Annotated in this window: 6 protein-coding genes; 4 read left to right on the forward strand and 2 right to left on the reverse strand. The window is 48.4% G+C overall.

What is annotated here, in order from left to right:
* The first annotated feature begins 8 nt into the window (after positions 1–8).
* From ACO6VG_RS14080 to sbcB, 4 genes are all read left to right on the forward strand, one after another.
* Positions 9–11,114 carry a hypothetical protein gene (locus ACO6VG_RS14080; protein ID WP_422474401.1) on the forward strand — a complete coding sequence of 3,702 codons (11,106 nt, stop codon included), beginning with the start codon at positions 9–11 and terminating at the stop codon, positions 11,112–11,114.
* Positions 11,115–11,149: 35 nt separating this feature from the next.
* A complete protein-coding gene (locus ACO6VG_RS14085) occupies positions 11,150–11,518 on the forward strand; it encodes a PilZ domain-containing protein (protein ID WP_422132897.1) in 369 nt (122 codons plus the stop codon).
* Positions 11,519–11,612: 94 nt separating this feature from the next.
* Entirely contained in the window at positions 11,613–12,251 is a 639-nt protein-coding gene (locus tag ACO6VG_RS14090) for a YigZ family protein (RefSeq protein ID WP_422132898.1), read from the forward strand.
* Between the two features lie 2 nt (positions 12,252–12,253).
* Positions 12,254–13,678 (forward strand): exodeoxyribonuclease I, encoded by a 1,425-nt coding sequence (sbcB, locus tag ACO6VG_RS14095; RefSeq protein ID WP_422474403.1) that lies wholly within the window; start codon positions 12,254–12,256, stop codon positions 13,676–13,678.
* 6 nt (positions 13,679–13,684) lie between these two features.
* Here the strand turns inward: sbcB and ACO6VG_RS14100 are convergent, their stop codons facing one another.
* Together ACO6VG_RS14100 and ACO6VG_RS14105 are read right to left on the reverse strand one after the other, a co-directional pair.
* Entirely contained in the window at positions 13,685–14,191 is a 507-nt protein-coding gene (locus ACO6VG_RS14100; RefSeq protein ID WP_422132900.1) for a response regulator, read from the reverse strand.
* Positions 14,192–14,641: 450 nt separating this feature from the next.
* Complete coding sequence (locus ACO6VG_RS14105; RefSeq protein WP_317142683.1) at positions 14,642–15,295, reverse strand: response regulator transcription factor; 654 nt, start codon at positions 15,293–15,295, stop codon at positions 14,642–14,644.
* Between the last annotated feature and the right edge of the window lie 56 nt (positions 15,296–15,351).

Below are 15,351 nucleotides of genomic sequence, written 5' to 3' on the forward strand. Positions count from 1 at the left end.
TAGACCGCATGGACCATAGAAGCAGTGGCATTGGCATACCCCATAGCCAACACCTGAACAGTACATCAGTGCATGGTTCCCAGACTTCTGAGGAACAGACAAGTCATGGTGTGGGTTCAGTTCAACTGCCAAATAAGCTTCTACAAGGCGATCGTCCAATTACAACCCCCATTGGAGACAGGGATATCTCCCATGTCGATGTGGGCACGCCCTCAATTCCAAAACCTCACAACATGATTTGCAGGGCTTATGCCCGTCCTGTCAGTCAGGTTGCTGATCATACTCTTTTCAGACTCAGAGAAAGCATAAGGTCTGAGACAGTAAAAACTGCTGACAGGAAAACCAGACTACAGATGGCTGAACGGCTGGGCAGGGTCCATGATGTGTTGGGCTGGCGCTTTAAAATGCCAGCTAACCGCCAACAGCTGGAAACTGGCCTCAATGGCAACAACGGGCCTTTGATGACATTGGCCATGGCCCAATCCATGCTTCATCAGATAGAGGTTCTGCAGACCGGTGTTGCTGATGCAATCACAGCCAGTGGTCAATCGAAGGAAGCATGGGCATGGGGACTGCTGAAACGGTATGAGCTGGATAAAATGAATCGCGAGGTTCTGGCGCTCGCTGAGTTCTATTGTCGGCATTCCCCCGAGCTAACAAACCCTGAAGAGATTTCCAGCCCTTCAGAGAATGATCCGTTTCTTGGTCACATCTTTGCAGAGAATAGTCTCGGCACGCCACCGTTGGTGCCTACACTTGCAACTCCCAGACCGCCTGATGGTCCTGTTCTTTCCACCCGGAGTTTTGAACTATCCAGGGCGCAACAGGAACTGAGATGTCTCAGAGAAGAGAAAGAAGAATTAGGCAACGAGCTGCAACAGACCCGCAATCAGTTGACTGAACTGAAGGAAGCAGTAGAAGTCCTCAAGCAGAAAGAAAAGAGAGTGCCTGAAGGTTTTTCAGAAAGGCTGAGTGAGCTTGAGAAAGAACAATCCGAACTAAAAGACGAACTCAGCGAGAGGGATCGTCAGTTACGTGAGGAGCAGTATCGGATAGTCAGTACCCATGGATCTCCCATTGGCAGCAGCGAATTATTGAGTGCAGAAACCTTCGATTCTGACGACAGGCTGGATGAGCTGGAAGCATTGAACAGTCAGCTTCAAGCTCGAATGAAAGAGCAAACCCGAATGCTGGCTGACAATGGCGTTACTCTGTCAGAACTCCAGAAACAGGTGGTTGACTCTGGTCAAAAAATAGACGCGCTGCAAAGTCAACTTCAGGCAGCCCATCTGAACCATCAGCAGATGGGTCAGCAGGCTGTTTCAGCTCTGGAACAAAAGGATCAGCTGGTACTGCGACTGCGGCAGGAGTACCTGGAGAGCTATCAATCCGTTGAAAATGAGCTGAATCAGGAAAGAGCCAGGCTGGCAGAGCTTCAGCAGAGTTATCAAAATGCTCAAGAGCGAGTGGCTGATTTATTCAGGCAAAATGGGTTACTGCAGCTTGATATCAAGGCACTCAATAAGGACCTTGAAGCACAAAAGCAAGCGGATTCTGCAAGAGTGGCGCAGCTTGAATCCCAGGTGAAAGAGCTTACCAAGTATCGTGATCGTTGGGTTCTGGACCATGTCGATATCACTGGCAAGAAAAGGCAAGTTGAAGAAAAGGCGAAGCAACTGGAAGAGCAGCTAAATCGTATTGTAGAAGCTCACAAGCAAAAGCTGGACCAGCTGCAAAGAAAATTTGAAGAAGCAGACAGCAGGGCGGATTCAGCAGAGCAATCACTTTTTGCCCTTGAAGGCGACTATAAAGGGGCGCTTGCTCGTGAAGAAGATCTCAAAAAAGCATTAACGGATACCAAAAAAGATCTACGGGAAAAGGTCGAAGAACTCGAGCAGCAGCAGTCTGAGTTTGAGGAAAAAGCCCGATCATTAAAAGAGATTCATCTGGAACGACAGAAATACGACGATGAAATCAAAGGCCTGCAACAAACCCTTGTTGAGCATAAGGATCAGGCTCAGGAAGAAAAAGCGAAGCTTGAAGCGTCGCTATTGACTAAACAGGCCGAACTGGAAGACTTGCAAGTCAAATATGAGCAGGACTTAAAAGGTCTGGAAGCGCTGAATGAGCAGCTGGATATAGCCAGAGCTGAGATCACCTCCCTGAAAGAGCAGCTGCAGAGTCTCCGGCTTGAACAGAGTAACGGTTCGCAGGAGAGTCAATCTCACGAGGCTGAGATGGCTCAGATTGCAGAGCAGTTAAGAGTTGCTGAACAAAAGCATCAAAAAGAAAAAGCTGATTTAGAGTCAGAGGTCGAAAGCGCCAGAATATCTGAACAGCAGGTACAGATTCAGCTCACAGACAAAGAGAGAGAGCTGAATGAGTTGCAGTCAAGGTTGCAGAGCACTGAGCGTGAACTCAGGGAAAAAATAGTCAGTCTTGAGAATGATCTTCGCTCAAAAGAGGAGGATCTTTCACAGAGAGATCAGGCGTTAGTGATTGAGAGGAGAAAAGTTCAGGAGCTAACGGTTAAGAGCGATGGGCTTGAGGAAGAGAAAGATAAACTCGAGTCATCGCTGGCAGCCCTTCGCGGAGAACTTGAGACGGCTCAAAGGGCTACCCGGTCCTCGAAAGAGGAGGTCACCGAATATATAAGACAGCTTCAAGCTGCTGAAAACAACGCAGAAAAGCTGCAAAGCAAACTTGATGAAGCAAAAAGCAAGGAAAGAGAGGCGAGAGAGCGCTCTGCAATAGCTGACGAGTCTATCCCTAAATTGCAGGAGACGTCAGAGCGTTATCACAGAGAGCTTCAGTTAAGCCAGCAGGAAGTGAATCGACTAAAAGATCTGCTAACCGGCAAAGAAGATGAACTTGCCGAAGCCAAAATCAGGGAAAACTCGCTGTCATCTTCGATCCTGGCAAAGGACGACAGGATTCGGGAACTTGAAGAAGCTGAGGTTGAATTCAGGAGCGAGATTGAAAAAGCCAATCAAAGAACGCAGGAAAAGCAACAGAAAGTGGTTGCGCTTAGCCAGAATGTCGATGATCAAGTTCGTGCTATTGAAAAGCTCACGCACAGAGTTCAACAACTGCTCCCTGAGAAAGAATTGAGTGACAATAAAGTCATTGAGTTGGAAGAGAGAGTTCAGTTAATTGCCCGGGAGCGAGATGAAGCAAAGCAAATGCTTCTGAAAGCTGAGAAAAATTTACGAAGCGGTAGTGATGCCGCAGAGATTGAGAAAGCTCAATGGGAAAACCAGCTCAGGGATTCAAGATCCAGAGTGTCTGATCTGGAAAGTCGTCTTAAAGAGACCGAAAAGAAAAGAGACCACTTTCAATCAGAGTCAGATGCTCTTGCTCATGATAGAGATCAGGTGAAGAAGCAGCTTCAGGAGCTTCAGCTCAATGCAGAAAGTCTGAAAAGTCAGCATTCCCTTGAGATGGAAAGGCTCATCCGGGAGCGAGATGAGTTTAAGCTAAAGGTCGAGGCGCTGGAGCAAAAGGCAGAAGTTGCTTCAGCTGACTGGGATAAAGAAAAAGTCAGAATTGAGGAGGCCAGGAAAAAACTGTTTGCTGATTTGAAAAACCAGCATGACCAGCTGGTTGAAACAAAAAAACGACTTGATCAGCAACTTCTTGCGTCTCAGGAGGAGGTCAGGAAGACAAAGCTTGAGCTATCCCATAAAGACGCCACTCTCGAACAGAAAGAACAAAGCATTGAGCGTGTAAATAACCAGTTGATTACGTTGAAAAACAGTCTTGAGGAAAGTCAAACCAGGGTGTTGTCTCTGGAGGGTGAGGCTACCGAACTGGGCACACAATATGGAAGGTTGGAGCTGGAAGTAAAAAGATTGACGCAAGAGAGGGATCAGGCTCATAGCGCTTCCTTAAAGCAGAATGAGGAGCTGTGCCTTCTGCGAGGCAGTCTTGAAGAGGCAGAAACCACCCTGGAGTCTCTGAAAAAGCAGCTTAACGATGAGCAAAGTGAGAAGTCACTGGAGTTTGCTGATCTTAAAAGAGAGATTCGTCTGGCTAAAGAAAACAGGGACCACTTTAAATCGCTTTCCGAGACAGCGGAAGAACAAAGAAAAATAAAGGATACAAGGGTTAGCGAACTGGAAGCCCTGTTGAGGGATAGCCAAAAAGAGGCTCACAGCTTAAAGGGTATGGTTGATGATCTGGGTGTCAAACAGGAAAGGGCGTTGAAAGAGGCTCAAGTTTACAGCAGTCAGCTTGAAAAAGATCTGGCTTTTCAGGAAAGCAGGCATAAGCATGAAGCTTCGGGTTGGGAAGAAGAAAGGCAGCGTCTTACCAGCTCGCACAAAGAGATCGTCGTTGATCTTAAAGAGCAGTTGCAAAAACTCCAGCATCTGAAAAATGATGTTGATAACCGGGTTTCAAAGCTTGAACTGGAAGGTAAGACGAAAGATCTTGAGTTGCAGCAAAAATCTCTGGGCCTTGAGGAGAGAAAAGAAGAAGTCAGTCGTCTTCAGAGCGAGGCTGAAAGCCTGAAAGCTGAATTAAGGAGCCTGAGTGGTCAATCCAGAGAAGCAGCGTCAAATCATACGCTTGCATTGAAAGAGAAAGAACTTGCACATCAAAAATTAGCCGAGAGTCTTGAGCAGGAAAAGCGCCAGCGAGATCAGGAAAAGATAAAGCTGGAAAAGGCTGTCAGTGACCTGGAGCAGGAGCGAAAGGGTTTGCAATCGAAACTGACTGAGTTTCAGGCTGTGGGTATTGAAAACCAGACGCTTGCCACTGAAGTTATTCATTTAAAAGACCAACTGCATATAACTCAGGAAGAGTTGAACAAGATTAGAGAGAAAAAGAGAGAAGTCGAGCAGCAATCAGAAGAAGCTCTTAAGGCCAAGGCCTCTCTACAAAGCCAGTTAGAAGTTGAGCGGGAACGGGTTGAAACACTCTCTGAAACGAAAAGTAATCTGGAAGCTCAAGTTCTTGAGAAAGAGAGCGCCCTGATATTAAAAAACCAAGAATTAGTTGAAGCTAAGGAAAGCCTTGAGCGCGAATCTGAGCGGTTCAATCAATTAACGCTTCAGGCTGACAGTCATCAGGTTGACAGTCATCAGGTTGACTCCGGTTATGAGTCAGATTCTCTTTCCGAGGACGGCTTTTCCGAGGCGGAGTCTTATACTTCAAAGGCTTCTTCTGATCCGTTACCTGATCGGTTCGATTCATCTGCTGATGAAGGTTTGGATCTCACTCAGGAATCTCCATTGCCCCAGTGGACAGATTTGGGGACAGTCGTTTCAGAGATCAAAAGCAAAGAGTTTGCTTCTCTTGGCCCAGGAACTTTTGTTATTTCGGGCCTGATTCAAAAAATGAGTTCAGCCTGGTCTGAGCTGGCTTCCAGACTGGAAGTGATAGAAAAAGAACGGGAAATTTATCATTTCACCGATCCGGATCATTTTCCGGGTAGGAGCGGCTCCCGAAAACAAGTGATGTCGCTCCATGAGCAATTCCTGATGGAGCTGGAGTCTATCCATCAGACCTATCAAAAAGCCCTGAGTGCGAACCCGGATCGCCCTTCAGTAGATGAGTTTACCCGTCAGATTGACCGGACTGTATCCCTGACCCGGGGCAATATAGAGGTACTGGCCAGGAAGCAGGATGATTTTCAGACTCAGGTCGACAGATTCGAAGCCACTCTTGAAGCCTTAAAGCCTGATGCTCTGGCTGGCCCGGAAGATCCTGAAGCCATAGTCGATTTGGAACTGACCAATATGAGTACACTGTTGGCAAAAAGTTCGGGGGATCGGGACAGGGAGTTCTATACACATGCCTTGTGCGCCCTTGCCAGATCAGCTTCAAAGCGTCTGAATGAATCCTGGAAGAAAAAAATTGCAACGATTGAGGAGCCAGACGAAGGGCATCGGCTTTTAAAACAGTATGAATACTCGCTTCAGCGATTGGCTTCAGAGCATCTGCCACCCCGGTTGAGACGCAGTGTGCCCGAACATGGACGAGTATTTTTATCGAAGCTGGTTGAATATCAAAAGGCGGAGTTTGAAACCAGACTGGATCAACAGCTGGGAGGCGATCTCAAGCCGCAGGCGGGCCATTCTCTGGAAGAGCAAATGGTCAGGGATCCGCAGATCTGTGACAGACTCTTAACTCTGCTGTCCAGTTTACAGGAGCAGCATGAAGGGATTGTTAAACAACCCGGGTCCGCAAATTTAGCAGCAGGGGCAACGCAATGGGTTGACTTCAGCTATGCCGATGCCTCCTTGGTGGGGCTCAGTCAGATCAGGGATGAATTTGGATTACCCGCGACACCGACCATGACAAAGGTGCTCAGAACCCTTCAAAAGGAGCTGAAAAGACCCGGATCATTGGTTCTCACCATGGCTGTAAGGCAGCATAAAGAGAATTACGAAACCAAAAAAGAGAGAGAGACGCGCAGGCTCAAGTTGGAAAGGCAGTGCACAGAGTTGCTGGCTCAGGAAACCAGACTCGAGCCGGAGCAGAAGTTCAGGGGCCTTACTCACGATGATGATTTTACCCAGGCTGTTGAACATCCTCATCAAGCCGAAATTGCCTGCTTTCAGCCAGATTCACCGGTACCTCTGGCAGAAGCTTCAGGTCATGTTCAGAATCAGGCCGGTTTCAGGGTCAGTGCTCTTACCCAGAACCCTGACTGTCTGATAAACAGTTTCATGAATGGTTTTAATAAGATTGCTCTCCATAAAACCAGCCTTGTTACCGGTGACCGATACATTGAATTGTCTGAAGGTGCCCAATGCCGACCTTCACTGGTGTTTCACTCCAAAGAGGGTCAGCACTGGCAGATTCAGCTGGATGGACGAACCTGGTCTCTGGATCCTGCTTTTCTTCATGAGCATCCCAATTTCGAAGTTCCCTTTCAGGTCAGCAAGGAAGGAAGAGAAAAAAAGCGGGACTGGATTCCCCTGAAAAGTGCTTCGGGACAAACCGTCCTGCTGGTTGCTCAGAAAACACCTTCAGATCAGCAGTGCTTTATGTATGAACTGGGTTCCAATGATCAACTGATCCCGGTGCCAATCCGGGGGGAAAACCCCAGAAGCGAGCTGATTAAAGCGAACTTACTGAGTAAAGCTTGCTTACTGAAGCCAGACAGTACTTCACCATCAAGATCACGCAAAGATTATCCGCCTGAAGTCCTTGAGCTTGAATCGCTGAAAAATACCTGGCTACCGAGTGCTTCCCTCAAGCAAATTGATGAATGTTATAAGAAAGTTGTTAAGGAAGTGGATCATCAATTACTGAAACCGCCTTTTACCTGCACACCTTGTGATGGACGTGTCAGAAGCCTGCCTGTTGAGCTTCCGGTGGTGAGAAAAGTGGCTCAGGAAAAATCAAGGAAGCCGGAAACCGGTGCCCATCAGGAAACGTTTCATCCAGAACAGTTTTCGCCCTTTACCGTCAATGCCAGTTTCGGCCATGTCAGTGAAGCGTTTCTGAAAGCCAGGAGGGAGTTGCTGGTTGATAGTGCTCATAGTGTCACTAAAAGTGTCACTGAAAGTGTTATTAAAACGCTTGAAGGAGAACAAAAAGCGTTTCAGGAACAGGTATTTAAAAACCTGTCAGTCTACTCTGGTTGCGAGTTGCAAACCCAGGGACCCCGTGGGATACCTGATCCGAAAACGCTAAAAACCAACAGGCAGTCGGTTTTGAGCCATTTTGAAAAGGTCATCGTCAACAACAGAAAGCACTGTGTTCGTACACTTCAGTTAAAAAAAGCTCTGGAAAAAGGTCTGGTCAGCTACATTCGTAATGCTTCTGAAAATGATGTGCAGGGTTTTTCTGATGGCGAGCTTCTGGATCATGCCATTCGTAACTTTGAGAAGGGACTGGCTCCGGGTGGTAATGATGTTGACGGGTTTATCAAACGCATGTCGCAGCTAATGCTGGTGGATATTGACCTTGAGCAGAGCAGCCTGATAGGTCAGCGCCTTGAGGCGCTTAAAAGTGAGTTGGTGGATCTGGACTTTGCCGCCTTTGAGCAGGTGAGTGAGCCCCACGAATACATCAGGCGTTGTCAGGAATGGAATCTGGATATGGCTCTGCTGGCATCCAGACAGAGCAATCTGAATAACCGAATCAGCAGTTACGAGAATACCTTGCTGGATACTAAAAACCTGGCCCTTTTGTCGTTTGAAAGAAGGCATCACATTGTCTTGTCACCCGATCAGGCCGACGAACTGGCTGTTACACTGGACGGTGTCAGCCAATGGGCCAATGGCCATGAAGTTGCCATGATGTCTCATAAAGGCACTGGCTACGGTAAAAGTACACTGCTGCTGGCGCTGACGGATCACGCTTCGGCCCAGTTAGGTGCTGATACGGACCGTTCGATTATTGTCATGGCTCCAAAGACCAATCAGGCAGAACTGGATAAAGGCTTGCGTGAGTACTACGCTCGCAAGGGGCAGGACTATCGCCGATTGGATCTTGAAACCTGCTTTGCACCTCCCTGTGAGTTATCCGTCGCCCGGTTGGTAGAAGTTGAGAATACCCTGCTGGGGTTACCTGCCGGAACTTCGATTAATGACAGAGGATCCCTGCTGGCTCAGGGGCGAGTGCCCGTGGGCGCCTCAATCACAGATGTGCAGATTCTGATGCATCTGAAGCAGGCCTTGCTGGACGCTGAAGGTTTCATTCAGGACAAGCAGGCGATACTGGCAAAATTGGATGACTGTCTGGACTTGCTCAAAAACTCTATGGTGTTTGCCGACGAGTTTGACAGTGAGATGGTGCCTCATACCGAAGCTGAGTCGATATCAGTGGCTCAGACTGTACAAGCGGTGATCAGAGGGCTTGGCTATGCCTTTGAAGTAGGGCCCCGAAGTATCAATCTGAAACATTCTGAATTTCTGTTTGGATGTAAAGCCCGGCATTTACTCTCAGCAACTCTGGGCACCTTGTACTGTGCAGCTTTGGCCAGTGCTTCAGGCAGTGCTGAAGAAGTGCGTCACAAAGCAAGAACAGACCCGGTGACCACCAATCAGCGTTTCTGGCACTTTATTTCTCTGGCAGAACCGGTGTTTTTCAGCTCTTCCGACCCTGAGGGCAGGAACAAGATGCTGACGGATGTTTTGCACAGGGTAGGCCCAGAGCCCCAGATTATTTTCTTTGATGGCGCTGAGTCGGGTGATGAATGTACGACAAAAGCGCACCAGATGAGTCGGACTTTGAATCAGGAACGACTGGCCATGGGGGGCGTTCAGAAGTCTGTTATTTACTATGACCATGACAAGAATCTGCAGATGCAGTATCAGGATGATCCGGTCTATGGACAGGGGGCTTCAGCTTCCCGGGAAACCATTACCCAGCTCAGCCGTTTGGGTGGACAGAGTACCGATGGTTACTTGAGTAAAGCCCAGTCTGTGGGCACTGACATGCCCCAGGGGAATGATAGTGTAGGTATTTTTCATGGGCTGGTGGGTCAGGCCGGTGGTGAAGCCAATGAGAACTATCTGGTTCAGCAACTTGGCCGTCTTACCCGTGACAGCAAGGACTTGCACAAGGCTCAAAGGGTGTTCATGGCGGTGGATCTGGATGCGGTTAAAGACATCAAAGGTGCCGACGTACAGAAAGAGGCATTTATTCAGGCTTTGAACGCGTTGGATGAGTCCATGCAGGCTGAAGAAAATCTGTTTCCTGAGGGCATTGATAACGCCTCTCCCGCATTGAAAAAAGTGGTTGAGCAAACAGTTACCCTCCCTGTTCAAAAAACAGAAGAAGGCGAGAGTGGTTATTTGCAGAGCCTTCCACAAATAAGAGCCCAACTGGCTGAGATGGCTAAAAAAGAGTGGGCAGAGCTGGGTCTTTCTGAGGCAGCATTTCAGGAGCTGATTGAACTGAAAGTCCGCCAGTGGGTCTGTAAGAATGCATGGCTTGAACTTGTGGCTGTGGATATTGCCAGTCGTGAGAAAAGTCATCATACCCTGAGCTGTGAGAAAGAGTTGATGCAGGCCAGAACCAACAGTCATCTGGATAAGGTGTTTGCCAGAGAGCATCACTGGCTGAATGATGAAGGTGTCAGCCTGGTGGATGGTCTGGACTTGAAAGCAGCAGGAATTCCCACAGAAGCGGTGCCTGTCGTGACCCGTACCCTCAAGTCAGAAGTCACGCGCTTTCTCAAGTCGACTGAGAGGCGATTTGTTCTGCCAGGAACCTATCAGGAGGATCTGCTTGAAACAGCGGATGCAAAACCCATGCGTGAGCGCCTTAGTGGTTACTTCAAGGAGTTAAAGAGCGAAGGCATTAAGCTTGATGGCAAAGATATGGTGAGTGAGACCAATAAAAAATTGATCCGTGAGAGCGATGTCGCTTTAGAAGAGGCTCTTACAAGAGTCACTGAACTTCACAATGTAGTGAAGAGTTTCAATGACAAAGCTCTGGGCGCTAAGCTTTTCGAGGACATTATGGCTTCCCTTCAGGCCAGCAGGCGAAAGCTGAGTGGTGCAGGGGGGGCGCGGGAGGCGATGCAAACGGAGGCCACCATTCGGAGAGCGTACAGCGATATGATGAAGGCTGTCATGAAAGTCATAGTTTATCAAATTAAACCAGCAGATCTTGAAGCATTAGAAAAGCGGATGATGGACGTGATCACTCAATGTGTTGATCTTGATCACAACCTGCGGCTGTCTCTGTACAGGAATCCCATTGGTCCTGACGTAATCAAAGCGATGGGTTTCGGTCGACTTAAAGAGTTCGCTGCCAACCCTCAAAAGTTCAGGTGGCGGAGGAAGGGGCCGCAAGGTCAGTGGACGCTGATTGGGAATAGCAGTCAGAACGTTATGGATTGCGATAAGGCCGAAGGTCATTTCGAGATTAAAGACGGTTATATCTCCAACAAAGCTCAGTTGAACCGCTTGCAGACCCAGGCTGCTTCCCTTAGTGAGCGGCAGGCTGAGCTGGATCGTGCCGTCAAGTTGTGCCAGCACCCGGTCAAAAACGAGTTCAGGGGCTGTGTGGATGAAGTGGAAAGAGCATTAATGCAGCAGTTTGATGCTTTTACCAGGGAACAGAAAAAGATCACAGAGCGAGAGCAGGAGTTAATGCTGAAACAGAGTGAGTTAAGGCAGAGCAAGTTGTACAAGGTTCTGGTTTAAATTTTTACAGGTTGGGCAGTAAAGGAATACAGATTATGTCTATGGTCCCACGCGGCAAGGAGCGTCGCAGCATCAAGCGTCACCAGTTGAATGATTATTTGACCATTTACAACAGGAACACGCTCAAGGAAATGGGAAGTATTGGCAATATCAGCAGCAATGGTCTGATGCTCATCAGTACGGTACCGGTTCTCATTGGTGCGGTTTACAGCATGAGAATTAAGCTGCCTGGTCCGGATGAAGAGAAAAATTATATTGACTTTGATGCCCGGTGTCACTGGTGCAAGCCCGACGTGGGTCCGGAGTTTTTTGATTCTGGCTACAGTATTGTCAGTGCAGGGCATGATATTATTGATCTGGTTGAAGTGCTCAAGGAGTACTTTTCTTTCACTGAGTGCCCATAGATTTAGCGGAAAATAAGGTCAACGATCACTGGGTTGATTGTTATCTGCTTTGTCTTGTGCATTCACATCGCCCTGACTGCAACAAGAGAATTGAATGTCCAGCCAGCCCTCCGGCCGCTATCGGGTGCCAGACCTCTTACCCGAAACCTCTTTTGAGCGGGAAACGGAAGTCAAGCGAAGCCGTTTTATTACTTTCCTGTCCAGAGTGGCCTCAAGAGCCGAAGCACTCTCCTTCCAGCAATCTCTGAGAAAACAGTTTCCTGACGCCTCCCATCATTGTCTGGCTTTTATAGCGGGCCCTCCCGAGGGGAATACCGTCATGGGATTTGATGATGACGGTGAGCCCGGTGGCACGGCTGGCAAGCCCATGCTAAATGTTTTGCAGCATCGTCAAATCGGAGAAGTCGCTGCCGTCGTGGTACGCTACTTTGGTGGTACCAGGTTGGGAGCCGGAGGATTGGTTCGGGCTTATGGCTCATCAGTTCAGGCCGCCGTCGAACAGTTACCTGTGGTTGAATGCGTTCCCATGGTTCGGGGAACCGCAGTGCTGGATTATGCCAGCGAACAGGCTTTTCGACACTGGCTCGAATCTTTGTCAGGACAGATCATTGATTGTGACTATACCGACCAGGTTGTTATCCAGGTTGAATTGCCTGAAGCGAACCGGATGGACTTTGCTTCCAGAATTACTGAATCCCTGAAGGGGAAGATTGCATTAAATTGGCAGGAGTGAACATGCTGAGAAGTTTCTACTGGCACGATTACGAAACCTTTGGAACCGATCCTGCGACGGATTGGCCTTGCCAGTTCGCGGGTATCAGAACTGATGCCGAGTTGAATGAAATCGGGGAGCCTCTCAATATCTTCTGCAAGCTACCCCCAGATCATCTGGCTCATCCCATGGCCTGTCTGGTCACCGGTTTGACACCTCAGGTTGTCAACGAAAGAGGGGTGGCTGAGCCGGAGTTTATTCGTCGGATTCATGCCGAGCTGGTGGAGCCCGGAACCTGTGCCGCAGGTTACAACTCGATTCGCTTTGATGATGAAGTGACTCGTAACAGCCTTTATCGAAACTTCTATGATCCCTATGCCAGGGAGTGGCAGAACGGAAACAGTCGCTGGGATCTCATTGATCTGGTGAGGCTGACCGCTGCTCTGAGGCCCGAAGGTATTGTCTGGCCCAAAAGAGAAGATGGTTTTAACAGTTACAGGCTGGAAGAACTGACCCAGGCAAACGGGATTGATCATGGCGATGCTCATGATGCTTTGTCTGATGTGAGAGCCACCATAGCGATGGCACGTCTGATACGTGACCGACAACCCCGAGTCTTCAACTTTATCTTGAACCTTCGCAATAAGAGAGACGTTTCCCGGCAGTTGAATCTGATGAAAAAAGAGGCTGTTGTCCATGTCTCAGGTATGTTTGGTGCTCAGAGGCACTGTCTTGCTATCGTGATGCCTGTTGCCATACATCCCGTTAATCGCAATGGGGTGGTCGTTTACGACTTGTCTGTTGACCCTGAAGTTCTGATGGGCCTGTCGGTGGAAGAGTTACAGGCGCGATTATTCTCACCTGCCAGAGAAGGGCAGGAAAGGATTGCTCTGAAAGTGGTGCATATCAATAAATGCCCGGTGGTAGCTCCCTTGAAGGTACTCAGGCCAGAGGACCAGCAGCGACTGGGGATAGATCTGAATGCGTGCTCAAGGAACAGGGAATGGCTGCTGCAACATCCACAAGTGATGCAGAAGGTTCAGCAGGTATTTGACTCTGCGCCAGAAAACACTTCCAGCGATCCGGATCAGATGCTCTATACCGGTGGTTTTTTCTCTGATGAAGATAAAGAGCGAATGCAGGTGATCAGATCTTCAGAGCCCTATTCTCTGGCCAGACTGGGCTTTTCTTTCGATGATGCGCGATTGGATGATATGTTGTTTCGTTACCGGGCACGACATTATCCAGAGACACTGGATGTCGAGGAGTTGGAAACCTGGGAATCTTATCGAAAGCTGAGACTGTCTGAGGGTGACGACCGGATTCTCGGCTTTGGCTCATTCTGGCAGGCTATGGATGAAGCACAGGGGATGGCTTCCGTCGCACAGCAGGCTCTGCTTGATGAGCTGGCCGGTTACGTCAGGGGGCTGGAATCATCTGTGAGTTGAAATGAATCAAACCGCAGCAGCACCCCCTCCGCCGATCACCTGGTTAAAGTGTTCAGCCAGTCGGCCATAAATAACGGGCTTTTCGATGTAGTCGACTGCGCCTGCCTTAATGGCCGCGACGGCAGTGTGGACATCGTTATGGTGTCCAAGAACGATCACAGGAATATCATATTCAGCTTCGTTCAGGGTCTCCAACAGCTGTATAGCTTCTTTACTTTCTTTTTCATTCTCAGCAATGATGCAGTCAGGCTTTATGGCCTGCATCGCCATCAACAGTTCACTGCTGTTGCTGAAACATTCGAGTAGCATAGACTTCTCATCACACAGGCTGCGGATGGTGTCGGTAACATTTGTATCCTGTTCCAGAAGATACACAGTAGCTTTTGTTGCCAAGCTCATAGGGGCAGCCTTGATGGTCAATTCAATAACAATACTTGTGTCTTTTGCCGAGCCGCCAGCCTCTGCAGGGTAATCGGGTATCCTGCCAGAAAATGGGAACTCTGTTGTACTCATGCTCTGAAAGAATGACCTGCTCTCTTAACACAGGGCATCTACATCCAGCAGAGCGTTATCTGCAATGAAAGAAAAACTTTAGTTGCAATAAAGTAGATGATTTTTCTGAAATGATCGATTTTTTTATTAATAAAGTATTCAGTTACCGCTTGGTAGCCAAAAATAGTCCCAAAAATAGTCTCGTTCATTTAAGAAAAATCGACTTCTGCCCTCAGCTCTCTCATAGCGTATTAGGAGTTTAGGATTAGTCTCAGAATTGCTGAATGGAGGGATGTACTAGACGTTGTACGGGGACTACTTAAAAGGTGGCGCAAGGCTTCGCAGGGAATCCAGAGATAATTGTGAGGAGCAGGGCTGGCGTGTTATGGACTGACAAGACTGTGTGCTGACCACTACCAGGGAGAGATTAATGAACCGGGGCGTCATTCATAAAGGCGCCCCGGATAGAGATCAGACCTTGAAGTAAAATTCACCTTCCAGGTGCTCTTTAACCTGCATAACCTGGCGAACCAGATGGGCCAGGGATTTGGTGCCCATTTTTTCCATCACACGAGAGCGATGGATTTCTACCGTTCTCTGGCTCAGATTGATGTCAGCAGCGATCACCTTGTTCGCCTTACCTTCAACGACATGGTGTAGAACTTCACGCTCACGGTCAGTCAGCGTAGAAAGACGACGAAGGATTTCTTTGTGCTCGAGCAGCTCACGACGTTGTTGCGCATCAAGTTTCAAGGCGTCATTAATCAGATCCAGAAGCTCCTGATCGCGGAACGGTTTCTGGATAAAGTTCATTGCACCATCCTTGATAGCCTGAACGGCCATAGGTACATCGCCGTGTCCGGTAATAAAAATGATAGGCAGAATGCAGTGCATTTCGTTGAGTTTGCTCTGTAGCTCAAGCCCACTCATTCCCGGCATACGAATGTCCAGTACGATACATCCCGGACGGTTTTCATCGTAGACTTCCAGAAATTCGGCTGGGGAAAAGAAAGCTTCTACTGTCTGTCCAACAGATTTCATCAGCATTTTCAGCGAATCACGAACAGCCTCGTCATCGTCGATGATGAAAACGGTGGGCTCCTGCTTCATATCCTGTTGCTGCATAACGACTCCACTGTAACTGTATAAAAGTTGCCGTAAACGGATTTAATAATCAAACG

It is taken from the genome of Endozoicomonas sp. ALB032 (genome assembly GCF_049310125.1).
Classification (GTDB): domain Bacteria; phylum Pseudomonadota; class Gammaproteobacteria; order Pseudomonadales; family Endozoicomonadaceae; genus Endozoicomonas_A.